Source organism: Sphingobacterium faecium (assembly GCF_003054045.1).
Taxonomy (GTDB): Bacteria; Bacteroidota; Bacteroidia; order Sphingobacteriales; family Sphingobacteriaceae; genus Sphingobacterium; species Sphingobacterium faecium.
The window spans coordinates 51,330-76,158 of the sequence record NZ_QBKH01000009.1 but is presented as its reverse complement, the minus strand read 5'-3'; the positions used below and the strand labels follow the sequence as shown (position 1 = coordinate 76,158).

General features: G+C 35.7%; 20 protein-coding genes. 12 read left to right on the top strand and 8 right to left on the bottom strand.

The window, feature by feature from the left end; genetic code table 11:
• The first annotated feature begins 24 nt into the window (after positions 1 to 24).
• The 5 genes from C8N37_RS20705 to C8N37_RS20685 all read left to right on the top strand — a co-directional run bounded on the left by C8N37_RS20705 (position 25) and on the right by C8N37_RS20685 (position 3,853).
• A complete protein-coding gene (locus tag C8N37_RS20705) occupies positions 25 to 438 on the top strand; it encodes an HIT family protein (RefSeq protein WP_108160717.1) in 414 nt (137 codons plus the stop codon).
• A 175-nt stretch (positions 439 to 613) separates the two neighbouring features.
• Positions 614 to 1,264, top strand: a complete 651-nt coding sequence (locus C8N37_RS20700; RefSeq protein ID WP_108160716.1) for a DedA family protein — start codon at positions 614 to 616, stop codon at positions 1,262 to 1,264.
• 5 nt (positions 1,265 to 1,269) lie between these two features.
• On the top strand, positions 1,270 to 1,812 hold the full coding sequence (locus C8N37_RS20695; RefSeq protein ID WP_021188159.1) for an inorganic diphosphatase: 543 nt from the start codon (positions 1,270 to 1,272) through the stop codon (positions 1,810 to 1,812).
• An 8-nt stretch (positions 1,813 to 1,820) separates the two neighbouring features.
• Positions 1,821 to 3,134, top strand: a complete 1,314-nt coding sequence (locus tag C8N37_RS20690; RefSeq protein WP_108160715.1) for a hemolysin family protein — start codon at positions 1,821 to 1,823, stop codon at positions 3,132 to 3,134.
• A 5-nt stretch (positions 3,135 to 3,139) separates the two neighbouring features.
• A complete protein-coding gene (locus C8N37_RS20685) occupies positions 3,140 to 3,853 on the top strand; it encodes a 16S rRNA (uracil(1498)-N(3))-methyltransferase (RefSeq protein WP_108160714.1) in 714 nt (237 codons plus the stop codon).
• Positions 3,854 to 3,905: 52 nt separating this feature from the next.
• Here C8N37_RS20685 and C8N37_RS20680 read toward each other — a convergent pair whose 3' ends face one another.
• The 3 genes from C8N37_RS20680 to C8N37_RS20670 form a co-directional block, all read right to left on the bottom strand.
• The gene (locus C8N37_RS20680; protein ID WP_108160713.1) at positions 3,906 to 4,382 is read right to left on the bottom strand and encodes a hypothetical protein; all 477 of its coding nucleotides are present in this window, start codon (positions 4,380 to 4,382) and stop codon (positions 3,906 to 3,908) included.
• A gap of 151 nt (positions 4,383 to 4,533) precedes the next feature.
• Positions 4,534 to 5,889 carry an ABC transporter permease gene (locus C8N37_RS20675; protein ID WP_108160712.1) on the bottom strand — a complete coding sequence of 452 codons (1,356 nt, stop codon included), beginning with the start codon at positions 5,887 to 5,889 and terminating at the stop codon, positions 4,534 to 4,536.
• Between the two features lies 1 nt (position 5,890).
• A complete protein-coding gene (locus C8N37_RS20670) occupies positions 5,891 to 6,556 on the bottom strand; it encodes an ABC transporter ATP-binding protein (protein WP_244914495.1) in 666 nt (221 codons plus the stop codon).
• 276 nt (positions 6,557 to 6,832) lie between these two features.
• Between C8N37_RS20670 and C8N37_RS20665 the strand changes: the two genes are divergently transcribed.
• Both C8N37_RS20665 and C8N37_RS20660 read left to right on the top strand, forming a co-directional pair.
• Positions 6,833 to 9,634, top strand: a complete 2,802-nt coding sequence (locus C8N37_RS20665; protein WP_108160711.1) for a TonB-dependent receptor — start codon at positions 6,833 to 6,835, stop codon at positions 9,632 to 9,634.
• Positions 9,635 to 9,719: 85 nt separating this feature from the next.
• Complete coding sequence (locus tag C8N37_RS20660) at positions 9,720 to 11,177, top strand: hypothetical protein (protein WP_108160710.1); 1,458 nt, start codon at positions 9,720 to 9,722, stop codon at positions 11,175 to 11,177.
• 78 nt (positions 11,178 to 11,255) lie between these two features.
• Here C8N37_RS20660 and C8N37_RS20655 read toward each other — a convergent pair whose 3' ends face one another.
• Positions 11,256 to 12,458, bottom strand: a complete 1,203-nt coding sequence (locus C8N37_RS20655) for a hypothetical protein (RefSeq protein WP_244914494.1) — start codon at positions 12,456 to 12,458, stop codon at positions 11,256 to 11,258.
• Between the two features lie 264 nt (positions 12,459 to 12,722).
• Between C8N37_RS20655 and C8N37_RS20650 the strand changes: the two genes are divergently transcribed.
• The 4 genes from C8N37_RS20650 (at position 12,723) to rlmB (ending at position 16,321) form a co-directional block, all read left to right on the top strand.
• The gene (locus tag C8N37_RS20650) at positions 12,723 to 13,388 is read left to right on the top strand and encodes an aquaporin (protein WP_108160709.1); all 666 of its coding nucleotides are present in this window, start codon (positions 12,723 to 12,725) and stop codon (positions 13,386 to 13,388) included.
• A gap of 173 nt (positions 13,389 to 13,561) precedes the next feature.
• A complete protein-coding gene (locus C8N37_RS23310; protein ID WP_373866220.1) occupies positions 13,562 to 13,657 on the top strand; it encodes an H-X9-DG-CTERM domain-containing protein in 96 nt (31 codons plus the stop codon).
• Positions 13,629 to 15,440 carry a DNA polymerase III subunit gamma/tau gene (locus C8N37_RS20645; protein WP_108160708.1) on the top strand — a complete coding sequence of 604 codons (1,812 nt, stop codon included), beginning with the start codon at positions 13,629 to 13,631 and terminating at the stop codon, positions 15,438 to 15,440. Before C8N37_RS23310 ends, C8N37_RS20645 begins: the two co-directional genes overlap by 29 nt.
• A 107-nt stretch (positions 15,441 to 15,547) precedes the next feature.
• Positions 15,548 to 16,321, top strand: a complete 774-nt coding sequence (gene rlmB / locus C8N37_RS20640; RefSeq protein WP_108160707.1) for a 23S rRNA (guanosine(2251)-2'-O)-methyltransferase RlmB — start codon at positions 15,548 to 15,550, stop codon at positions 16,319 to 16,321.
• Between the two features lie 98 nt (positions 16,322 to 16,419).
• On the opposite strand, the gene C8N37_RS20635 is transcribed toward rlmB, so the two are convergent.
• The 4 genes from C8N37_RS20635 to C8N37_RS20620 form a co-directional block, all read right to left on the bottom strand.
• Positions 16,420 to 18,291, bottom strand: a complete 1,872-nt coding sequence (locus tag C8N37_RS20635) for a DEAD/DEAH box helicase (RefSeq protein WP_108160706.1) — start codon at positions 18,289 to 18,291, stop codon at positions 16,420 to 16,422.
• 283 nt (positions 18,292 to 18,574) lie between these two features.
• A complete protein-coding gene (locus C8N37_RS20630; RefSeq protein WP_108160705.1) occupies positions 18,575 to 19,912 on the bottom strand; it encodes an OmpA family protein in 1,338 nt (445 codons plus the stop codon).
• Between the two features lie 204 nt (positions 19,913 to 20,116).
• On the bottom strand, positions 20,117 to 20,980 hold the full coding sequence (locus C8N37_RS20625) for a universal stress protein (RefSeq protein WP_108160704.1): 864 nt from the start codon (positions 20,978 to 20,980) through the stop codon (positions 20,117 to 20,119).
• A 6-nt stretch (positions 20,981 to 20,986) separates the two neighbouring features.
• A complete protein-coding gene (locus C8N37_RS20620; RefSeq protein WP_108160703.1) occupies positions 20,987 to 21,829 on the bottom strand; it encodes a universal stress protein in 843 nt (280 codons plus the stop codon).
• 384 nt (positions 21,830 to 22,213) lie between these two features.
• Between C8N37_RS20620 and alaS the strand changes: the two genes are divergently transcribed.
• The gene (gene alaS, locus C8N37_RS20615; protein ID WP_108160702.1) at positions 22,214 to 24,829 is read left to right on the top strand and encodes an alanine--tRNA ligase; all 2,616 of its coding nucleotides are present in this window, start codon (positions 22,214 to 22,216) and stop codon (positions 24,827 to 24,829) included.

Genomic DNA, 24,829 nt, shown 5'->3' with positions numbered 1-24,829 from the left:
ATTTGGTTTATAAACAATTGGAATATGTCTACAATTTTTTCAAAAATAGTGTCAGGAGAAATTTCTGCTTATAAAGTAGCAGAGAGTAATGATTTTTTAGCATTTTTAGATGTGAGTCCTTTGGCAAAAGGTCATGTATTGGTTATTCCAAAACGTGAAACTGATTACATCTTTGATATTAATGATGACGAATACATGGCTCTTTGGGTTTTTTCAAAAATTGTAGCTCAAGGTATTGAACGTATTTTTCCATGTAAAAAAATTGGAATTGCCGTTATCGGATTAGAAGTGGCGCATGCACATATTCATTTAGTCCCGCTAAATAATGTTGAAGATTTAAATTTTTCTCGACCAAGATTGTCGCTTACTCATGAAGAATTTACAGAAATTGCGGAAGCAATAAAAGAATCAATTATCAATGTGACAACTGATAATTAATCGAAAAGATCCTTTTCTTAAGTAGTATTTTAAATATTAATATAAAAAAAGACTATAATATATTATATCTTTGCAGTCTTATATAGAAATTATATGTCTATATAAAAAGTCATCGATAGTGATTATATTAGGATGATTTTTTTCACAAAATAAGTGAAAACATAAAAAAGAAATTATGCAAGATCTTTTGTTGTCTTTTCAACAATTATTGAACCCAGAGGAATTATTGAGCTCTGGCGGTTTTTATTTGGTTTTACTCATTGTATTTGCTGAAACGGGTTTATTTTTTGGTTTCTTTTTACCGGGAGATTATTTGTTATTTTTAGCTGGACTATTTTGTGCATTAAATAAAATTCAGGTTGATATCGTGACGCTTTGTGCAGGCTTAATCGGTGCTGGAGTACTAGGAAATTTTGCGGGATATTGGTTTGGTTATCGAGCTGGTCCTATGCTGTTTAAACGAAAGGACAGTCTGATCTTTAAACGCAAATACGTCATAATGGCTGAAGAATTTTATCATAAATATGGTGGTACAGCTCTTATTATTGGACGTTTTGTACCTATTGTACGTACATTTGCCCCTATTTTTGCTGGCGTAGTCAAACTAGATTTTAAAAAATTTGTGATTTTTAATATATCTGGAGCATTGCTTTGGGTATTATTATTAACCTTATCGGGTTATTTCTTAGGAATTGAATTTCCTTGGATTATTAATTATGTAGAATATATTATTGTAGGATTGATCGCAGTTGCCTTTTTACCAATAGGTATTGCCTTGATCAAACGTAAGATGAGAGCAAATAAAAACAAACAAAACATACAGTAAATCAAATGAGTACACAAAATCCTTGGCATAAAGTATCTCCTGGTACTAATGTGCCAAATTCGGTAAATGCAATTATTGAAATTTCAAATGGTTCAAAAGGAAAATACGAATTAGATAAAGAAACTGGTCTTTTATTATTGGACCGTGTTTTGAGTTCTTCAGTAGTTTATCCTGCCAATTATGGTTTTATCCCACAAACCTACTGTGATGATAAAGATCCATTAGACATCTTAGTAATCTGTTCTGTTGATATTCTGCCTTTGACATTGGTTGAAGCACAGATTATCGGTGTCATGAACATGGTTGATGGTGGCGAACAAGATGATAAAATCATTGCTGTAGCTAAAAATGATCCTGTATATAATTACATTACAGATATCGAACAACTTTCCCCTCATAGTATGAAAGAAATTGTTCAATTTTTCGAAAGCTATAAAGCATTAGAAAAGAAAAATGTTGTTGTAGAAGGTGTACAAGGACGTGAAGTCGCACAACAAATTCTATTGGATAGTATAGAATTGTACAATAAAGAATTCGGTAATAAATAACCCCCATAATGGCCCTCGATATTTTTTGGACAATATTTTTAGTAGTTGCAAATGGTTTTTTTGTCGCCGCAGAATTTGCCATAGTCAAAGTAAGAGCTTCTCAAATTGAGCTCCAAGCAAAATCTGGAAGCAATGTTGCTAAAATTGCAAAAAATATTACGGAACATTTGGATAAATACCTAGCTGCAACGCAGTTAGGTATTACTTTGGCATCATTAGGATTAGGATGGAAAGGTGAGGCCGTAATGACGGAGATTGTATCCAATGTGTTTTCATTTTTTCAGGTAGATACATCTCAGAGTTGGGCAAAATGGACTGGATTTGCGCTAGCATTTGGAACCATCACATTTTTACATGTTGTATTGGGCGAGTTAGCCCCTAAATCAATTGCCATTCAAAAACCAGTTGCCACGACGATGAAAGTGGCTATACCCCTACGTATATTTTATTGGTTATTAATGCCTTTGATCTATGTTTTCAATGGATTTGCAAATTTTCTGTTAAAACTAATTGGTGTTCAGCCACATCCAAGTGAATCTTCACACTCATCAGAAGAATTACAATATTTACTAGATAAAGGTAAAGAAAGCGGTGCCTTAGATACTTCCGAACACGAATTAATTAAAAATGTGTTCGATTTTAACGAAAGAATCGTGAAGAATATCATGGTTCCAAGAACGAAAATTGTTGCTGTTGAAGAAGATTGCGTCGCCTTAGACTTCATCAATACAGTGACGGAGCAAGGGTACTCCCGTATCCCAATATATGCAGATAGTATTGATCAGATTGTAGGTATCGTACACACCAAAGATATTTTACCCATCGTCATGAAAGGTAAAGAAGTGGTGTTGAAAGAGATTATGCGAAAACCATACTTTATCCCTGAAACAAAAAAAATTAACGATTTAATGGCCGAATTTCAGTTGAAGAGAATTCAGTTAGCCATTGTATTGGATGAGTTTGGTGGTACAGCAGGTATGGTTACTTTGGAAGATATTGTTGAGGAATTAGTCGGTGAGATACAAGATGAATACGATGAAGAAACACCAGTAGTAGAACGTATCTCCGAAACCGAATATATGGTTGATGCTGGGGCAAGTATTCATGATGTAAATGAGTTTTTACCCTTAGAATTACCAGAGAGCCAAGATTACGATACCGTATCTGGATTAGTAAGTGATTTGTTTGATAAGATTCCAGAAGTAGGAGAGTATAAAGAAGTATTCGGTTATACCTTTACGATCATTCGTAAAACACAACAGAATATAGAATTTGTTAAATTAGAATTGGTTGAGTCTATGGATGATAACCAAGATAATTAGAGATTATGCAGCTTTTTTTTACAGAAGAGATTAGACCTGACTTTAAAAACTTTATTTTAAGCGAAGAAGAAAGCAAGCATGCCATTCGCGTACTTCGACTCCAAATCGGAGATAAGGTTCACTTAATTGATGGAAGAGGAGGGTTATATGAAGCTGAAATTTTAGATCCACATCCCAAAAGAACGGTTTTGACGGTCTTAAATGTGCAGGAAAACTATCAGAAATCTTCTTATCATTTGCATATAGCAGTCGCACCAACAAAAAATATTGATCGTTTTGAATGGTTTTTAGAAAAAGCTACAGAGATCGGTATCCAGGAGATCACCCCGATCATCTGTGAGCATTCTGAACGAAAAGAGGTTAAATTGGATCGGTTAAATAAGGTCATTATAGCCGCAATGAAACAATCGCTGAAAGCTTATATTCCCAAATTAAATCCTGCTATTACTTTTTCACAGTTTTGTAAGCAACAAGAATCTAATCTTGCAACAAAAGTAATAGCACATTGTATCGATAGTGAAAAACAGTTTTTAAATCAAGTCTTGCAACCCAATGCACAATATATCTTATTGATTGGTCCAGAAGGTGATTTTTCTACCACAGAAATTGATCAAGCACTGCACTTAGGTTATCAACCGATTTCATTAGGAGATGCTCGGTTAAGAACTGAGACTGCTGCTATGACCTCTTGCGTTGAAGTTTCTTTGCTGAATAGATAGGGTCATGTAATTACATATATCGAATAAAATAAGCCGCGATTAGCGGCTTATTTTATTTGATCAGGACTGCATCTACAATCATAATTTCCGAATTTCCTTTAAGTGGATCTTTATTAAAAACCATTTTACCTTTTAGTTTGATAGGTTCTTCAGTAAATTTTATAGCATCGCCCTTTAAGAATACTTCAACCATCGGTGGAATTCCATTCGACCCACAGAACATACATTGTGCTACAGGTAATACCGAAATCATAAAGTTTTTATGCGTTCTGCCACTGGTTAATGGAACCATATATCCGGGCATTTCAACTGTTTTATTTTCTAAAGCCTTTAATTCTGTAGGGTAGAAAGGGGTGTAGATTTTCTTACTTCCATTATAAGACACCTTATAAGCCATTTTATCAATCGCTTCCCAGGTCTTATTCATCATTGGGGTATGGTCTGGAGTATTAGGGTCACGGCCTATTTGTGCATTTACCGTCAAACAAAAGGAGAAAAGTAAACTTAAGAATACTAATGTTTTTTTCATTTAAAATAATATTTATGAATGTAATCTGTCATTCTCCAATATGAAAAACCATGTTACATTCAGTGTGATGTTAAAAAGCGATTAGGCGATCATGAGCAAAATCTTTATCGCAATTATGGATTACTTCTGCCCATGAAGATTTCAATGTCTATTAATTACCCGATAAAATATGTGATATTGTTGTTTTATAAGCTTTGATTGCTGGAATTAAAGCAGAAATAATACCAATGATACAAGCAAGTAAAACGAAAATCAGTTCAACAGGATTGAGTTTAAATGCATGGATAAAATCAGCACTCTGGCTCGTTTGTAGGCTGATATAGTAAAGCGCGATATGTGCAAATATCAATCCTAGAAATCCACCGATTATAGTAATCACCATTCCCTCAAAAATCACCAATGTGAAAAGCTTAAGTTTGGAAGCACCTAAGGTACGCATGATCGCTAAATCATATTTCCGCTGCTTTAATGCATTGTACAGACTTATAAATACACTTAACCCCGCAATAGCCATGATGATATAGGCCAAGATCTGCAATGAATCAATACCAACACCCAATAATGAAAATAAACGAGCACTCTCAATCGCAGGTGAAGCAGCTTGCATTTGTGTATTTTGAGCAATAAATTTAGGCAATACGGCTATCGCTGCCGGAGATTGGTATTGAACCAATAATGCTGTAATTTCAAGACCAGAAGAATGTATCATATCGGCACCGATAGATTTGACTACCCTATCCGAATCAGCAGATTGATCATCTTCATGTGCATGATCATGCTCTTCGTCTGTCGCCTCACCGTGGTGATGTAGATACGCATCCCGAGTTTCTGCAAGATCCTCTTTCGCTTGCAATTCTTCCGTAGTCAACTCTTCATGATGTTCATCATGTGCTATGCCATGCACATCCCACACACTACTCAAACTGGTCAAGATGAGATTATCTGTAATATTATTATTGTGGGCCAATATTCCTACCACTGTAAAAGGATGATCGTCATGACTATGGCCACCTTTACTGAGCCCATGTGAGCTGTGAATATGATCGCCAATCTTAAGATTTTGTTTATTTGCAACATCAGTTCCTATAACTACCTCGTAATTTTTTTGAAATAACTTTCCCTGTTGAACTTTGGTTTCATACAAGATTAGGAAACTAGAATCTGTACCCACGATGCGATGGCCTCTATAATTGTCGCCCAATGACACCGGTACAGCTAATTTTATTAATGGATTATTTTGCAATTTTTCAGCTTCTGCCAATGGGATATTTCCTGTAGGATTGTCAATGTGATAAACACTAGATAATATCAGCTGTAATGGGCTTCCCTTTGCACCAATTACGAGATCAATATTTTTACTATTATTTTCAAGTTGTTTTTCAAAACTTTCACTTGTTATAGAAAGTACACAAAGTATAGCCACACCGAAGGCGGTGAGTAAAATACTGAGAATAGTCGATCCAGTCTGTTTGCTGATATTTTTCCAAACTATTTGAAGAGTATTCATGCTAGTTATTGTTAGGATTTATGGTATTTAAATCGTAGGTGTTCGAAAAACTATTTTTGATTCTTTTATCATGAGTAGCAATCAGTAGCGTTGCACCTTGCTGATCGGCGATTTCCATGAGTAAAGCTAAAACCCGATCCGTATTTTGATCATCAAGAGAAGCGGTGGGTTCATCAGCAATCAAAAGTAATGGTTTATTAATGACAGCACGAGCGATAGCTGCACGCTGCAATTGACCTCTACTCAATTCATTTGGATAGGCATGAGCTTTTTCTGATAATTGAAGTTTGTGCAATACACTTATAATTTCACTTTTATTCACCTTTTTCTTAGCAAGCGATTGTGCAAGCTGTATATTTTCAAGAATAGTCAAATTTTTCAAAAGATGCGCTTCTTGAAAGATAAAACCGATATGTTGCGATCTAAATTGATCGAGTTCCGATGTGCCAAATTGATAGATATCTTTCTGATTGATCCATACCTTTCCTTCAGTTGGTTTCGATAGTCCGCCCAAGAGATTGAGCAATGTTGTTTTACCAGTTCCTGAGTTTCCCAGAAGAAGGGTATGCTGCCCTTTTTGAATTTCAACAGATGGAAACTTTATCCGAGTACCTCCTTTATATTGGAAGGAAAGTTCTTGTGTTGCTATCATTGGATTTTTGTGCATAGTATCATCATTCTTTCAAAAGCTAAATTTAACTTAATTCCTGCACATAATTCGAATTGTTATGAGATTATTACATCACATATGTATTAATTATTAAGTCCGTTCGCACTTAACATTTTCCTTGTTAATCAATTGTTAACACAGTAAAACATGTATAGTAGGTGGAAACGATGCTGTTAACAATTTTTTAACCTGTCACTAATGTAATAGTAATGTTAAGGTAATGTACACGTAATATCATGGTAATAGATTTGCAGAAACAAAAAAACAAATAAATTGAAACCACAATTAACACTTAAGAAATTTGTTGCCACACTAATTTTATTGGTAATAGCGACAGCTGTTTTTGCACAAGGTAGTGGAAAGTTAATAGGATCTATTACGAACAGTAAAAATGGAGAGACAATCACTGGAGTAACTGTTCGCATTATGGGGACAGCAAGAGCTGCTAGTTCGGATGTTTCAGGTAAGTATAATATTCCTGGATTGTCAGTGGGTAAGTATACGGTAGAGTATGCTTTCATCGGTTATGCTACAAAGCAAATTACAGATGTAGAAATTAAAGCAGATGAAATTACAAATTTAGATGTTGTAATGGATAATTCTGAAGGTCAATTGTTAGATCAAGTTGTGGTGACAGGATCTTATAAAAAAGAATCCATTGGAGCTTTATATGCACAGCAGAAAAATAGTGCACTCATATCCGATGGTATTTCAAGTGAACAAATCAGAAGATCACCGGATAAAAATACATCGGAAGCTATTCGTAGGGTGAGTGGGGCGACTATTCAAGACAATAAATTTGTGGTAGTCCGCGGTTTAAGTGATCGTTATAATGTTTCTATGATGGATGGCACTGTTTTACCAAGTACAGAGGCTAATCGTCGTGCATTTTCATTTGATATCATCCCTTCAAATTTAATTGATAAAATCACAATTTCTAAAACTGCAACTCCAGATTTACCAGCAGATTTTGCCGGTGGAGCAGTACAGATCACAACAAAAGATATTCCAGATCAAAACTTTGTTTCCTTTGGTTTAGGGTATGGATATAATACAGCTTCTACATTCAAAGATTTCTTGCAGACTAAGAAAAACTTACAAAACTATTTAGGTTTTGATGATGGATCAAGTAATCTGGCTACGAATATGTACTCTAGAGAACAATATAAGGATGGACTATCAAGTAAAGAAAATAGATTAGCATTAAAATCATTACCGAATGATCTTACTGTTAAAAATAAAACGGCATTACCTTCACAAAACTATCAGTTTTCTTTAGGTAAAGTAAAACAATTTGAAAACAGCAATCGCTTTGGTGCATTATTTTCTGTGACCTACAGAAATTCGCAAAATATCTTGCCCAATGTTAAGCGTCAATGGCATCAATATGATTATACAGATGATCAATATAAGTTCTCGACCAATTTAGGTGCTTTAGCCAACTTTGGATATACTTATGGAAAAAGTAAGATCACATGGAAAAATCTTTATAACAGAAATTATGACAACACCTACACGGACAGAAGAGGTACCGACCTTGGATCTTCCTATGATGTCAAATTCTCCGCATATGATATCATGCAAAAATCTTTGTTAAAATCAACACTTGATGGGGAGCATGTTTTAAGTGATCGCAATGACAAAATAAAATGGACTGCATCTTGGAGCAATATCTTAAATGATCAGCCCAACCAAGTTAAACTTAATTATGTAAGACCGATGGAATCTGCCAATGATCCATCAGTACCATACGCAGCTAATATTAGTTCAATCGGGAAGCAAAATGCGAGATTATTTGCCAAGCTAAATGAAAATATTTATTCTGGGGAAGCCAGCTATAATTTGCCAATGACATTTCTTTCCACACCTTCCACTTTAAAGGTAGGTGCAGGAACCAATTATAGAAAAAGAAATTTTGATGCACGCTTTATTGGGTTAGAATTGAATGGCGACGTTTTAAATGATGTGGATTTGATCAATACGGTAACACAATTGCCTGCTGACCAAATATTTTCTAAGGAAAACATTGATAAAAATTATTTTAAATTCAAAGAGATCATGATGAATGGTGACAAGTATACCGGTAGCTCACTGACTACTTTCGGCTACGCCATGCTTGATCAAAAATTCAATGATAAATTTAGAGTAGTTTACGGTCTTAGAGTCGAAAATTATAACGTAAAAATCGATGCCCTTGATGTCGATGCCATGAAGATGGTTAGTGATGTAAATGATACGAAATTAGACTTTTTACCTTCTGTTAATTTTACATACGGATTGACTCCTAAGTCAAATTTCAGAGCATCTTATTACCGTACGCTTGCGAGACCAGAGTTAAGAGAATTAGCATCATTTAAGTTTTATGATTTCGAACAATTAGGAATGATTACTGGTAATCCTAATTTAAAGCGAGCATCTATCAATAATGCTGATTTACGTTATGAAATCTATCCTTCTGCAGGTGAGATATTATCGATATCTGCTTTTTACAAACAATTTACTAATGCTATCGAGCCAAGACGTTATGACGTTACCTCTACACCTGATATCAGCTTTGGAAATACACCAAAAGCAAATATTTATGGAGCAGAATTAGAAGTGCGTAAGCGATTAGATTTTGTAAACGAGCAGTCATTCTTTAAAAATACGACGGCTTACTTAAACTTGACATATGTTCATTCAGAAATTACAAACGCAGATGATCAGCTTTATTTAGAAAAAACAAGACCAATGGTTGGTCAGTCTCCATACGTGATCAACGCCGGTTTACAACATACTGCTATCGACAATAAATTGAATCTGAATATCCTATATAACCGCATTGGAAAACGTATCATCCAACCAGGAGGCCAGACTTTTGCAAGTGCATGGGAAGCGCCGCGCAATGTGTTAGATTTTCAAGTCGGATATAAAGTGATGAAAAATAAAGGCGAGGTTAAGCTGAATGCCAGCGATATTTTAAACAACCCGATAGATGTCTACTTTGATAATAAAGTGAGAAATATTGATAACGAAACTTGGTTTAAATATAAGCCTGGTGCAAATGTTTCATTATCATTCAATTACACCTTTTAAAAGATAATATAAACTTAATATTACTTTAAATATAAAGACATAACAAAAGTATTTTTTTGTAACAAGATTTTTAAAAACTTAAAAAATGAAAAAAAGATTTTTATTCTTATCACTAGCAGCCTTATTATTTGCTGGCGCATGTAAAGAAACCAAGATTACAGATGACGGTGACAATACGGAAACACCTACCAATCCAACTGATAAAGATGTCGTGGTGGTAACCGGAGAGATTACGGCAAACACAACTTGGTCTGCTAATAAGATCTATTTATTAAAAGGATTCGTATTTGTATCTAATGGTGCTACATTGACGATTGAACCCGGAACTATTATTAAAGGAGATAAAGCAACAAAGGCTACATTGACCATAACAAGAGGTTCAAAAATCAATGCAACAGGTACTGTTGATAAACCAATTGTATTTACATCAGCTTTACCTGCAGGTGCTAGAACTCGTGGTGATTGGGGTGGTGTTATTCTTTTGGGTAAAGCTCCAGTAAACCAAGGAAACGATGTGATGATCGAAGGTGGTTTAGAAGGACCTAAAGATAAAGATGCTAAAAATTACATCTACTACGGCGGTACTGATGCTGCAGATAACTCTGGTGTATTGAAATATGTACGTATTGAATATGCAGGTATTGAGTATTCAGCAGATAATGAAATTAATGGATTGACAATAGCAGGTGTTGGAAATGGTACCACACTGGATTATATTCAAGTCTATCGTTCAGGTGATGATGCTTTTGAGTGGTTTGGTGGTACGGTAAATGCGAAACACTTATTGGCTGTAGCTACTTGGGATGATGATTTTGATACCGATTTTGGATATGCTGGTAATGTTCAATTTGCATTGGCACAAAGAGCATCTACGATGGCAGATCAATCTGGTTCAAATGGTTTTGAGTCAGACAATAATTCTACGGGTACGGATCAAACACCTAAAACTTCAGCCGTATTTTCAAATGTAACGATCTTAGGCCCGATCAAAAAAGCGGGTGAATCAGCTATCGGTAACTATCAGCATGGAGCACAAATTCGCCGTAATTCATCGATCAGCATTTTGAACTCCGTTATCTCTGGATTTCCATTTGCAGGATTGTATATCGACGATACCAAAGTGGTAACGGCTAATACCACTTCGAATAACTTTTTAACTGGTTCTGCAATATTTGCAAATAACTTGGTTTATGGATCAAAAGATGCAGACTTAAAAGTAAGTTCGACGACTAATTCTGCTGCAGTAAATACATTATTACGTGCAGGCAATGTATTTGATAATACCAAATTTGCATCATCTTTATTCGTTGCACCGTATAATTATGGTAAAGATATTTCAAGCACTCCTGCCGATCCAGATTTTACTTTATCATCAGGTTCAGCAGCAGCTACGGGAGCATTATTTACCCATGCTAAAGTAAGTGGTTCATTCTTTGAAAAGGTAGCTTACAAAGGTGCTTTTGGAACAACAGATTGGACGAAAGGGTGGGCTCATTATGATCCTCAAAATTTACCTTATACAACTCCAGGTCAAGTCAAATAAGATACTTGAATGCTATAAATCAAAAATCCTGCCTTGTGCAGGATTTTTTTTTCACTAATGATCGACTTACTCTGTTGATTACTTCGGTTCGTAATGGTACACCACCTGATACGATTCGTTTTTTAATTTATCAGACATTTGGCCTATTTCCAGATTCTGACTCTGAGGAGTCGGTTCGCATAGCGAATAGTATTTACCATTGTACAAGATGGCATCACCAATTGGTTTGTCAAATTGAACCGCCATGGTGATATGAGTAGGAAACAATAAGGTGATCATTGGGAGATTATAGATTTCCTTGACTAAATAAAAGAATAGTGCAGCTCGATCATCGCAATCGCTATATGCATGGTTTAGCGTTTCCTCCGGGGATAATCTTTTCTCTTTACCAAAATTAGCATCATCATTTTCATAAAGGAATGCGTAACGTGTGAATCGCATTAAATAATCCACACCTTTAATCGTATCCATTTTCCTAATATTTTCTTTAAGTACAGGAATTAAAGTCTGATACGTTTCACGACTGAGCGGAATATTAAAATAAGTCTCGAAGTTGACCCCAGGATAATTGGCAAATATCTTATTGACATCTTTATTAATCTTCACTTTGAAATGGTACAATCGCTCATTGTATTGGAAATTTATCTTTTTATCTACATAATTATGCGGATTAAAATCAGGCATTTGTGTCACTTTATAGCTAAAGTCATTGACCGCCTCATTGATGTTCAAAGAGACTGGTTTATAAACGCCGTTACGTTGGAATAGTTTTCCATAATCGTGATAGTTTAAGCAGGTATATTGATTGCCGTCAATGGAGAAAAACGGAATATCAGCGATATCTTCATTATTTTTTATATAAAATATAATTTGATTATTACCCACAGCAAGACGGGCATCATAACCCGATTTACACATCAAATACCATTTGTATAAGGTGTATCGACTATAATTATCCTGTTTGGGGCTTATTTCTTGTGCCGTTTGACGAATGAGCTGATAATATATCCAGTCGTTTAGATTGTATTTTTTCTTATAAGCCAGTAAGGATTTGATCAAAGTAGAATCTTTACTTTGCTCAATTTTTTTATAAAAATCAAGTACATGGCCTTCGTCTATTTCAGTAGGAAAATCAACTAAGAAAGTCGAATCTAATGAAAAGAAAAATGGAGCATTGTAGAAATCAACTTGATGGTCTTGGGCATACACCTTTGGCTTCTGTATAAAGATAAACAGTAGTGAAAGTAATCCTGCGGCCAAATATGAAAATAGAGATTTCAAGTCCTTAACAATTTATTAATAATGAAGTTACATAAAAATAATATTAAAAACTTCAATATATTCATTTAGTTACAGCGATATGACTTATTTTTTCATAGGAATTGCTTTAGCTTTTTGTAGCTATATATTTACTTTAATTTAAATAATTGAGACAGTATTTAATTTTTCAATTTTTTGACTTTGTTTGAATATATTATAACTTAAAAATAATGGAAATTAAATCTTTTACAAAATTTGTTGCCGAACTGATCGGAACTTTTCGGTTTGGTACTATTTGGTTGTGGAGCTGCCGCTATTGCGGGAGCTACAACATTAGGAGGATTGTCAGGCTTAGGATTGTTGGGAATTGCACTTGCATTTGGTCTCTCTGTCGTTGTTTTTGCTTATGCTATAGGAGGTATAAGTGGATGCCACATTAATCCTGCTGTAATAATAGGTGTTTTAGTTGCCGGGAAAATTTCGATAAAAGACGCTTCTATATATATTGTTGCACAACTAATTGGTGCATTATTAGCAGCTTTTGTGCTACAACAAATTCTAGGCGGGCAAATTGCTGGGTTTAAGCCTGGAGAATGGGCTTATGGATCCAATGGTTGGGGCAAAGGATATCAAAATGAGTATGGTCTTAACGCTGCATTTTTAACGGAAGCTGTTTTAACCTTTATTTTTTTATTTGTCATCTTAGCGACTACCTCTAAAGTAGGAAATTCTACCATGGCTGGGTTAGCAATAGGTCTTACCTTGGTCTTGATTCACTTAGTCGCCATCCCAATCACAGGTACATCAGTTAATCCTGCACGTAGTTTTGGACCAGCGTTATTAGCAGGGGGACAAGCGCTTTCGCAGCTTTGGTTGTTTATAGTGGCGCCTATAGCTGGAGCTGTGGTTGCGGCTATCGTATGGCGTACTCTTGACCCAAAAGGTGTTTAGCGAATTATTAAACTTTAAAGAAGGGCTAATTCATCACGAAAGCCCTTTTTTCTTTTAGTAGTAACCTTAATAGCGTATACAAAGGTTTAGAAAAATTGAGTTTTACTAATTCTCTTAACTTCATCAGTGATACCCATATTTGAATTACTTTATTCTGAGCATGTAAATTTGGGTTGAACGCTTTTTTCAAGAAGCACTTTTTATATTGTGATGGACATACAAAATTTGTATCTTCGTACAATGGAAAATTTTATTGTTTCTGCTCGTAAATATCGCCCAGTCACCTTCGATTCGGTTGTCGGCCAGCAACACATCACTGGCACACTTAAAAATGCTATTCATAACAATCAGTTAGCGCAAGCATTTTTATTTTGTGGACCTAGAGGTGTTGGAAAAACAACCTGCGCGCGCATATTAGCCAAAACAATTAATTGTGAAAATATTTCCGACAAAAGTGAAGCCTGTGGTCAGTGTGACAGTTGTATCTCTTTTCAAAACGGCAATTCATTTAGTATCCATGAGTTAGATGCAGCATCCAACAATTCTGTAGATGATATTCGTAATCTCATTGATCAAGTTCGTATTCCACCACAAGTAGGAAAATTTAAGATCTATATTATAGATGAGGTTCATATGCTATCTCAGCAAGCCTTCAATGCCTTTTTAAAGACCTTGGAAGAACCGCCTACTTATGCTATTTTTATTTTAGCAACAACCGAGAAGCATAAAATATTACCAACGATTCTATCGCGTTGTCAGATTTTTGATTTTAATCGTATTCGTATAGAAGATATGGCCAACCATTTGGCTCATATTGCTGCTCATGAAGATATTCAGTATGATCAAGACGGGCTCCATATCATCGCTCAAAAAGCAGATGGTGGTTTGCGTGATGCCTTATCGATGTTTGATCAAATCGTTAGCTTTTCAAATAAGAACGTAACCTATCAGGCAGTCATTGATAATTTAAATATTTTAGATTACGATTACTTTTTCAAACTGACTGATGCTATTTTAATCGAAAATCCAGCACAAGTATTATTAACATTAAATGATATTCTGAATAATGGATTTGACGGTAGCCATTTTATTTCTGGTTTGGCCTCACATTTTAGAAATTTATTAGTAGCGAAAGAACCTAGTACTTTAAAGTTGCTTGAAGTGAGTGAAAGTATACGAATGAAATATTTAGATCAAGCTCAAAAATCGTCAACAGGTCTCTTGTTATCCGCATTGAATATTGCTAATCAATGTGAGATTAACTATAAAACAAGTAAGAATCAACGACTTCAAGTTGAATTAGCGCTTTTAAAAATGTGTCACTTATCCAGTGCCATTAAATTAAGCCAGATGGGAAGTATTCAGTTGCCCGAAGCAAGCGAAGGACTAAAAAAAAAACGCCCTGATTTAGCACAAGCTCCTAGTACACCTGCTCCTGCGGTAAAACCCTCAGTACCAGTAAATGAAGAAAAACCATCAACATATACAAGTTCAGCAGCACCTATAGCTACAGTAAAAGAACAAGCAGTAGAACCAGAACCCTTAAATCTACCTCCCAAAGTAAAAAAAGGAGCTTGGGGATCAGCCAAAAGTTCTATGCCATCATTGCCCGATCTAAATTCTATTTTTGATTCAAAAGTAGAAGAGGATGGTGGAGATGAACCTAGTTTAGTTAAAGGTACAGAACAAGAGGAGATCAGTCAGGAGCAATTTATACAAGCTTGGAAAGTTTTAGCTACTCAAATTAAAAAAGAAAATAGAATCAATCTCTACACCTTGATGACTGCAGTTCCACCCAAGTTAGTTGGGAATAAAATAGAAGTTGATGTCGAAAACATGGTGCAAATGGATGTGCTGAGCACTGCAAAAATTGATATTTTAAATTACCTTCGCCCAGTGCTACGTAATTTCTCTCTCGATCTTCATGGTGTTATTATGGAACACGATTTAGTTCGTAAACCTTATACTTCTCAAGAGAAATATCAGGCAATGGTTCAAAAGAACCCACTTTTAGAAACATTAAGAAAAGAATTAAACTTGGGTTTAAGTTAACACGAGTCCAACTATTTATTGCACTAACCCATATTTCTTTTTGTATCTTTGCCTTTCAAATTGGTTAGCTAATTGCTAAAAACCAATTCTTATTTAGAATATTGAGCATGCAAAATTATCAAAGACACGATAGATCATCAGATCGTGAAGCCAATCAGATGGTTTTCGGTATTCGTGCCGTTATAGAAGCGATAGATAGTGGTAAAGAAATTGAATCATTATTTATACAAAGAGGTTTAGGTGGAAGTTTAGTTTTAGAATTGAAAGCTCTTTTGAAAGAGCACGATTTAGGATTTCAACAAGTTCCTATTGAAAAATTAAACCGCATCACACGCAAAAACCATCAAGGAGTCATTGCTGTTATCTCTCCGATTACTTATCAGAAAATCGAAGACATTGTTCCCGAAATTTATGAAAAAGGTGAGGTTCCTTTATTTTTAATGTTAGATGGCGTTACGGATGTGCGCAACTTTGGCGCTATCGCACGTACTGCCGAATGTTCAGGTGTTCATGCGATCATCGTACCGAAAAAAGGTTCTGCAGAGATCAATCCTGATGCGATTAAGACTTCGGCAGGTGCTCTATATAAAATCCCGGTATGTCGTCATGAAGGATTGGCCAAGATTGGTAAATTTTTAATTGAGTCCGGTATACAGTTGGTCGTAAGTACGGAGAAGACAAAAGATAGTATCTATGATGTGGATTATACTGTACCTACATGTATCATTATGGGAGCTGAGGACACAGGTGTATCAGACGATTTAATTCGTATTGCTGATCATTTAGCAAAGATACCTATGTTTGGAGAAATAGGTTCATTAAACGTATCTGTTTCAGCTGGAGTAGTACTTTACGAAGCTATTCGTCAACGAGTGAAATAACAATAGGGCTGTTTTGTTGATGTAAACAGTTTATAACATAAATAATAAGAGCGGCTATCTTTTGGATAGCCGCTCTTATTATGTATAGCTTGAATAGATTAGTACTTGTTACTAGATTCTTTTCTTTTTCCAGAAAAGTCTCTAAAACCACCAGCATTTCCTTCTCTGCGATCTCCACCACGGTATCCACCTTCACGTCTTTCACCGCCACCGCTTCTGCGATCTCCACCACGGTATCCACCTTCACGTCTTTCACCACCGCCAAAGCTTCTGCGCTCACCACTTCCACCACGGCTTCTGTTTCCACCACCACGGTTTTCAGTTTTTCCATCTCCAGAAACTTCGATGCGAACATTACGTCCGTTGAAATCAACTTCTTTGAATCCTTCAAATACTTTAGCAACTTCAGCATCTTCAACTTCGAAGAAAGTAAATACTCCTTTTAGATCAATTTTACCAATTGATTTACCAGAGATTTTAGCGTTGTTACAGATAAATCCTAACATGTCTCCACGGCTGAATTCATCTACAGAACCTAAGTTCATAAACAAACGAGTAAATCCTTTTGAACTACCACGCTCGCCTCTTTCACCACGTTCACCTCTTTCGCCACGTTCGCGGCCATTGCTGCTGATATCACGTGCTTCGATATTTAAATCGTGTGCACCTTTGTAATAATCTAAGAATCTATTGAACTCTAATGAAGCAAATCTTTTTACGATATCTTCTTTCGATAACGACTCAAAACCTTCCATAATAGCTGGTAAGAATTGATTGATTTGATCCTCATTAACTTCTACATTCTGAACTTTATTGATGATTGTCAATAATTGCTTTTCAACAACATCAGCTCCTTGAGGAACTTGTTTACGTTCAAATTGCTTTCCGATAACTTTTTCAAGTTGACGGATTTTGCTTTGTTCTTTAATGTTGATTAAAGAGATTGAAATACCAGTTTTACCAGCACGAGCTGTACGGCCCGAACGGTGCGTATAGTTTTCAATTTCATCAGGTAAAGAGAAGTTAATTACGTGAGTTACGTCGTTTACATCAATACCACGCGCCGCTACATCTGTAGCGATTAATAGTTGTAAACTACGGTCACGGTAACGTTTCATCACTTTGTCACGTTGTTGTTGAGATAAATCTCCGTGTAGTGAATCGGCATTGTAACCATCTTTAATTAAAGATTCTGCAATTTCTTGAGTTTCAATTTTTGTACGACAAAATACGATACCAAAAATATCAGGGTTTGAATCAACAATACGTTTGAAAGCAGCATATTTATCTTTAGCTCTAATCAAATAATATTGATGCTCAATGTTTGCATTACCTGTGTTTTTTGTTCCTACAGTCATCTCTACAGGATCAGTCATATAGTTTTTAGCAATACGACGAACCTCTGAAGGCATGGTAGCTGAGAATAACCATGTTTTTTTAGTGTCAGGAGTCTCTGACAAAATGTTGTTGATGTCTTCTTTGAAGCCCATATTAAGCATCTCATCCGCCTCATCTAACACAACATATTTTACTTGAGAGAAATCAATAGCATTACGGCCAATGATATCTAACATACGACCTGGGGTCGCTACTACAATTTGCACTCCACGTCTGATCTGACGTAGTTGGTCACTAATATTTGCACCTCCATAAACCGCAACAACATGTACGTTGTCTAGGTTTTTAGCATATCTTTCTATATCTTTCGAGATTTGCAAACAAAGCTCACGTGTCGGGCATAATACCAACGCTTGAGGATGTTTCTGAGAAAAGTCTAATTGCTGTAATAATGGAAGACCAAATGCTGCTGTCTTACCTGTGCCGGTTTGGGCTAATCCGACAAAATCGTCGTTACCAGTCAATAAAACAGGAATGGCTTTTTCCTGAATTTCAGAAGGTTTTTCAAAACCTAATTCTGAGATGGCATTAACAATTTCCTCACGGATTCCCAGTTCTAAAAATGGGTTCATGAATTAATTTATACAATAGGCTCTATTGCCTAAGGCGATGCAAATATAGGGAAATAATATTTACCAAACTAATTTTTGACATAAGTATTTGATATATTGTGTTTTTTGGATGACAAAATCTATCTTAATCCATTTTAAATACCTTTAATGGCAGCTCTGTTCTGTTGTTTTTTTATCCATCAAAAAAGGTTCAGTCAAATAAATTGATTTATTCTCAAAAATTAATGATGTAAAAAGGGCTACTCTTTTGGAGTAGCCCTTCTTTATCAGATATCAATATCTACTAATATATGGTAAACTCAACGCGACGGTTTTGTTGACGACCTTCTGCAGTTTTATTAGATGCAATAGGTTGGTTTGGTCCGTAACCAGTAGCTTCAATACGAGAAGGATTAGCACCTTTAGATACTAAGTAAGCTTTCACTGCCTCAGCACGATCTTTAGATAATCTCAAGTTTAATTCTAATGAACCTGTGTTATCGGTGTGACCTGCTAATTTCAAACTGAAATCTTTTTCTACTAATAATGCAGCAACTTTATTTAATGAGTTGTAAGAATTAGCACGAATCACTGATTTACCAGTTTCGAATTCTAAGTTTTTGATAGCTTCATCAACTGTTCTTCTATCCGTTTCAGTGATCACTTTCTCTACAATTTTAGTTTCATTTTTAACAAGGATTGGACAACCAGCACCATCTACTTGAACCCCTGAAGGTGTATTTGGACATTTGTCAAATTTGTTAGCAACACCGTCACCATCATCATCCTGCAAATCTGAGTTTAATGATTCAACTTTTGATTGTAACGCTTTATTAGCAGCATCCAATGCATCACGTTGAGCTTTTAATTCATCGTATTTTGCTGTGTAATCATTTACTAAAGTAGCTACCGGGTTTGAATTATTCAGAGCAGGTTTTGAACCATCGCCTAAAGCAATTTCTAAACCAGCATGTGCATACGAGAATAAGTCGTTTTTGTATGTTGGTTGTGGAGACGCAGCAGGATTAGATCCATCAAATTTCTGGTTAGCCCAGTTCAATTGATAACCTAAGTCTAAGTTAATACCTTTTGCAATTGCAAATTTAAATCCGAAATCAGCAGGAACGAATAACTTCGATTGTGATTCAGCTGTTGTGCTTGTTGACCCCATCGTTACTGTAGCCTCAGAGTTCAATACCCCTAAACCTAATGAAGCATAAGGCTTGATGAAACTGTTGAAAAATCTCCAGTTCGTATTAGCCATTGTCCACTCTCCAGATAAAGCTGCTGACCATGGTGTTTTAGTTTCGAAAGATTGTGATCCATCTTTATATGCTCCACCAACTTTACCACCTAAGTAGGATGCTTTAAATCCAAAAGAAGGGGAAATTTGTTTCTTAATGTATGCAGAATAACCTAAATTGTGATCTAAATCATTATAATCTTTACGGTTGAAACCGAAAATATTAGTTTGATTTAAAACCCCTGCACCAATACCAATAGACCAAGTTCTATATTCGGTAGATGATCCCAGTGGAGTAGTTCCTTCGATAGAACCAACTTTTGCATTTTGTGCAAATGAAGCAGATGTTAACAGTCCCGCTGCTACTAATAAACCAGTTTTCTTAAGGTTAATCTTCATATTTTTCTAATTTTAATTTTTAATCTTCTTATTGTGCTTTAGGCAATAATGTTGCCAATATGGCCCTCATAGCTCAAACCAGTTGTAGATTTCCCCATTTTTGTAGTTAATTGACCACTTATTGATTTGCTCTGCTGTAAAAAAAGTGGCACCATGTATACTATAATTTACATTTCTGCGTTAAGATGTAGCTTTTTTAGGAATCTAACCCTTAAAATTAGTCTTGCCAAAGAAGTTTGGGATGATTATTTCCATTGCCATTTCTTTTATTATATTTTCAGAAAATAAGTTTTGAAAAAATGTCTTACGACTTTTGGTGATTAAGATGATGTCAATATTCTCGTCACGAATCATGGTCTGTATGCCATTTGCTATTCTTTCTGCTGAATTGGCAAAATAGCTTCTGCTTTTTATCGTATAGGAAACATCATCAATTCCAGTCTCCGTAATGATATTTTCGATCCATTGGTCAAACTTTTTGTCCAATACCTTTAGATCCGATTCTGCCTTGTTAATATGTATCAGGAGCAGATGAAATTTATTTCCAAATACCGGTATAGCCTGCTTCAAAACTTCCAGTTCTCCAGGTTTAAAATTTGTCAACAGTGCAATGGTATCCTTCTTATACGCTGTTGCGTAAGCCGGTATCGCTAAAATAGGAATTTGTGCATCTTTAATTACATCATAGGTGTTGCTACCAATGAGGACAGACTCGAGGCCGGAAGCACCTTTTGTTCCCATGACGACTACTTTATAATTGTTATTAGTCGTTTCTTTGGCAATGACTTCCGAAAGAACACCTTCATTAAAAAGTTGGCTTACTGTCAACGTTGGAGATTTTTCGTTCACTTCATTGACCACTTCGCTCAACTTTCGTTCAGCATCCTTTACTGTAGGGTCGACAATGTGTTCACCATGAACAACGAAATTTGCGTACTGGTTTACGTGCTTCGTATATACGTGTAAGAAAACCAGCTCATCTTGATTTTCAAGCGCAATCTCCCTTGCATATCTTGCTGCAATTATGGAGTTTTCAGAAAAATCGATTGGTACTAATATTTTACCCATAATGATTTAAGCTTTAGAAAAAAATGTAGGAATAATTGGATGATGAATGATTTGTTTTGCAACAGATTTTTTAAATAACCGTTCAAAAAATGATTTACGTGTCTTCGTTATCAACACCACATCAATTTGTTCATCTTTGATAATCTCATTGATTACTTCAGGAATCGTATCCAATTCCTCCACATCGGTTTGTATAGAATCTACTTCTATGTCTACATCCGTGATTTCAGTATGTTTCTTGATTTGATATTTCCAGATTTCTAACTTATCCTCGATATCAGCTTCAGAATCTGGGTGATAGTGCACATGTATGATCTGAACTTTCACATTTGATCCGAATATTTTAATAAATTCATTTAAAGTGTCCAGCTCAGCATATTTAAAATTAGAAAGTAGCCCAATCTTATCAATATCTTTTGTTTGATAATGAACTGGAATAGCAATCACAGGAATATTGCTTTTTTGGCTCACTGCATAGGTTGTGCTACCAACGATGACACTGGTGTCGTCGGTTTTTCCCTTTGTCCCCATGATAATAGCTAAATAACCCGCATTTTTTGTCTCCTTTAATAAGGACTCTGTGATGATACCACGCTCGCATTTTGAAGTAAAAGGAACCGTTGGATTTTCTGCTTTCAACTTATCGATCAAATCAGACATTAACACATCTGCTTTGAAATTTTCGTCAGCATTATCCTTGTTTTCATCATCAAAACTACTGGATGAAACCGTATAGTTATGATATAAATGAATTTCGAATCCCCTTTTTTTTGCCAAATCAATTGCAAATTGAATCGCAGTGCTGGCATTGTCTGAAAAATCAATTGGAACTAAAATTTTATTGCTCATGTTGTTTGATCGTTAAGTTTTACGTTGTGTGTTATCTTTGGTTATAAAAAACATGACAACATCACCGTAGTTGTTTAACATAATTGGTATAAGTTAGTTTTGTTTTTATTACCTGTTGTAAAGGTATTTGTTATCCTGATTTAAATACGTGATTAATTTAATGAAATTTGGTGATTTTGGACATACTACTTGATCAAGTACCTTATTTCATTTTTTTTTCTTAAATCTGATTCTAAATTGAATTATTTCTAAAAATAGTCAAAATTTATTTCAATTCTTGACATTCTTAATACATTATTATAGACTAAAATACATCTGTCTAATTGCATTACGAGGCAAATTTAAGTAAGTTTGCAACATCATAATTAGACAATTAGATTTTCAATGACAAGTAGAGAAATTCGTCAGGCTTTTTTGGATTTTTTCAAAAGTAAAGGACACCAGATCGTACCATCAGCACCAGTTGTGGTGAAAAATGATCCCACATTGATGTTTACAAACGCGGGAATGAATCAGTTTAAAGATTTATTTTTAGGCGAGGCCGCCATTAAATTTCCGCGTGTTGCCGATACACAACGTTGTTTACGTGTATCCGGTAAGCATAATGATTTGGAAGAGGTAGGTATCGATACCTATCACCATACCTTATTTGAAATGTTAGGAAATTGGAGTTTTGGCGATTATTTCAAAAAAGAAGCAATCCAATGGGCATGGGAATTATTTACGGAGGTTTATCAATTGGATCAAGACCGTCTTTACGTTACCATATTTGAAGGTGATGATTCAGAGGGATTAGCAAAAGATACAGAAGCCTACGATTTTTGGAAAGCTTTGATTGCAGAAGATCGTATTCTATTAGGTAATAAAAAAGATAATTTTTGGGAAATGGGTGAGACAGGTCCTTGTGGTCCTTGTTCTGAAATCCATTACGACATGCGTACAGACCAAGAACGCCAAGAAGTATCGGGGCAGTCACTTGTAAATGCCGATCACCCACAAGTCATCGAAGTGTGGAACTTAGTGTTTATGCAATTTAATCGTCTAAAAGATGGTTCATTACAACCGCTACCGGCCAAACACGTCGATACAGGGATGGGATTTGAACGTTTAGTACGTTCTATTCAAGGAAAGACATCCAATTACGATACGGATGTTTTTCAACCAACTATTCAATTTATTTCTCAGAAAGCAGGTATTGCTTACGGTGCAGATGAGAAAACAGATATCGCTATGCGTGTCGTTGCAGATCATATCCGTGCGATTAGTTTTGCGATTGCCGATGGTCAATTACCTTCTAATAATAAAGCAGGTTATGTGATCCGTCGTATCTTGCGTCGGGCAGTGCGTTATGCTTATACTTTCCTAAATTTCAAAACTCCATTCATCAACGAATTGGTACCTTTATTGGCAGCACAATTTGACGGTGTATTTAATGAATTGAAAGCACAAGAAAGCTTTGTTCAAAAAGTGATTTTGGAAGAAGAAGTATCCTTCTTGAGAACTTTAGTGACCGGAGTACAACGTTTCGAAAATTATGCGGAAGCAAATACAACCATTGCAGGAGACTTTGCTTTTGAGCTCTACGATACTTATGGATTTCCAATTGACTTGACCGAATTGTTAGCAAGAGAGAAAAATCTGTCCGTGGATATGGTTGGTTTTAATCAAGCATTACAGATTCAAAAAGAGCGTTCCCGTGCGGCAACAGCAATTGATACCGGAGACTGGATTTTAGTCAATGAAGACGAAGGATTTGAATTTGTCGGTTACGATACCTTAACGGCAAAAACAGAAATTGTCAAATACCGTAAAGTTTCAGCAAAAGGCAAAGACCAATTTCAGTTAGTACTATCGGTAACCCCTTTTTATGCCGAAGGTGGTGGTCAGGTAGGCGATACGGGAGCTCTAGTATCTGAAGTTTCTGGAGAGAAAATATATATCACCGATACCAAAAAAGAAAATGGTTTATTCGTACATTTTATCGATACATTACCCCAGAGTTTTGAAGGTCTTTTTGTTGCTCAAGTAGATCAGGCAAAACGAGTAGATACCGAAAATAATCACTCTGCGACCCATCTATTGCATGCTGCTTTAAAGCAGGTATTGGGTGATCATGTGAATCAAAAAGGCTCATTAGTCAATGCGGATATTTTGCGCTTTGATGTTTCCCATTTTTCAAAAGTTACAGACGAAGAAATCAAACAAGTAGAAGATATAGTTAACGCTAAAATCCGTGAAAACATCGTATTGAAGGAAGAACGTAACATACCTTATCAGCAAGCATTGGATTCTGGCGTCACGGCTTTATTTGGCGAGAAATATGGTGATTACGTTCGTGTCATTACTTTCGATGATACATTCTCAAAAGAGCTTTGTGGTGGTACCCATGTTAAATCAACTGGGCAGATTGGTTTCTTTAAGATCACATCAGAGTCAGCAGTTGCTGCGGGTGTACGTCGTATTGAAGCCATTACAGGAACAAAGTCTGCAGCTGTTATCCGCGAGCATTTTGAATTGGTGGATCAGATCAAAGGCTTGTTGAATAATCCAAAAGATTTTGTTGCCGCTTTGGGCAAATTGGTTGAGGAAAATGGCGCCTTGAAGAAGGAAATAGAAAAAACGATTATTGAAAAATCATTGGCTTTAAAGTCAGACCTAGAAAGCAAATTGCAACAAGTGGGTGATGTTAATTTCTTAGCTACAGTGGTTGATCTGCCGAATGCAGAAGCCGTTAAAACATTGGCTTATGCATTGAAAGGTGCTGTTCATAATCTGTTTTTAGTTATAGGGGCAGACTTTGACGGTAAACCAAGTTTGACCGTTGTGATCTCAGATGAGCTAGCAAAATCAAAAGGCTTGAATGCGGGTCATATCATCCGCGATTTAGCCAAAGATATCCAAGGTGGTGGAGGTGGGCAACCATTCTTTGCGACAGCAGGAGGGAAAAACAGTGCTGGATTAGCAACTGCGATTCAAAGAGCAATTGAATTTATAAAGTAA

What these genes read in the sequence shown, in the direction of transcription:
- C8N37_RS20705 (WP_108160717.1), top strand. Translation starts at nt 25, where the DNA reads ATGTCTACAATTTTTTCAAAAATAGTGTCAGGAGAAATTTCTGCTTAT.
- C8N37_RS20700 (WP_108160716.1), top strand. Translation starts at nt 614, where the DNA reads ATGCAAGATCTTTTGTTGTCTTTTCAACAATTATTGAACCCAGAGGAA.
- C8N37_RS20695 (WP_021188159.1), top strand. Translation starts at nt 1,270, where the DNA reads ATGAGTACACAAAATCCTTGGCATAAAGTATCTCCTGGTACTAATGTG.
- C8N37_RS20690 (WP_108160715.1), top strand. Translation starts at nt 1,821, where the DNA reads ATGGCCCTCGATATTTTTTGGACAATATTTTTAGTAGTTGCAAATGGT.
- C8N37_RS20685 (WP_108160714.1), top strand. Translation starts at nt 3,140, where the DNA reads ATGCAGCTTTTTTTTACAGAAGAGATTAGACCTGACTTTAAAAACTTT.
- C8N37_RS20680 (WP_108160713.1), bottom strand. Translation starts at nt 4,382, where the DNA reads ATGAAAAAAACATTAGTATTCTTAAGTTTACTTTTCTCCTTTTGTTTG.
- C8N37_RS20675 (WP_108160712.1), bottom strand. Translation starts at nt 5,889, where the DNA reads ATGAATACTCTTCAAATAGTTTGGAAAAATATCAGCAAACAGACTGGA.
- C8N37_RS20670 (WP_244914495.1), bottom strand. Translation starts at nt 6,556, where the DNA reads ATGCACAAAAATCCAATGATAGCAACACAAGAACTTTCCTTCCAATAT.
- C8N37_RS20660 (WP_108160710.1), top strand. Translation starts at nt 9,720, where the DNA reads ATGAAAAAAAGATTTTTATTCTTATCACTAGCAGCCTTATTATTTGCT.
- C8N37_RS20645 (WP_108160708.1), top strand. Translation starts at nt 13,629, where the DNA reads ATGGAAAATTTTATTGTTTCTGCTCGTAAATATCGCCCAGTCACCTTC.
- rlmB (WP_108160707.1), top strand. Translation starts at nt 15,548, where the DNA reads ATGCAAAATTATCAAAGACACGATAGATCATCAGATCGTGAAGCCAAT.
- C8N37_RS20635 (WP_108160706.1), bottom strand. Translation starts at nt 18,291, where the DNA reads ATGAACCCATTTTTAGAACTGGGAATCCGTGAGGAAATTGTTAATGCC.
- C8N37_RS20630 (WP_108160705.1), bottom strand. Translation starts at nt 19,912, where the DNA reads ATGAAGATTAACCTTAAGAAAACTGGTTTATTAGTAGCAGCGGGACTG.
- C8N37_RS20625 (WP_108160704.1), bottom strand. Translation starts at nt 20,980, where the DNA reads ATGGGTAAAATATTAGTACCAATCGATTTTTCTGAAAACTCCATAATT.
- C8N37_RS20620 (WP_108160703.1), bottom strand. Translation starts at nt 21,829, where the DNA reads ATGAGCAATAAAATTTTAGTTCCAATTGATTTTTCAGACAATGCCAGC.
- alaS (WP_108160702.1), top strand. Translation starts at nt 22,214, where the DNA reads ATGACAAGTAGAGAAATTCGTCAGGCTTTTTTGGATTTTTTCAAAAGT.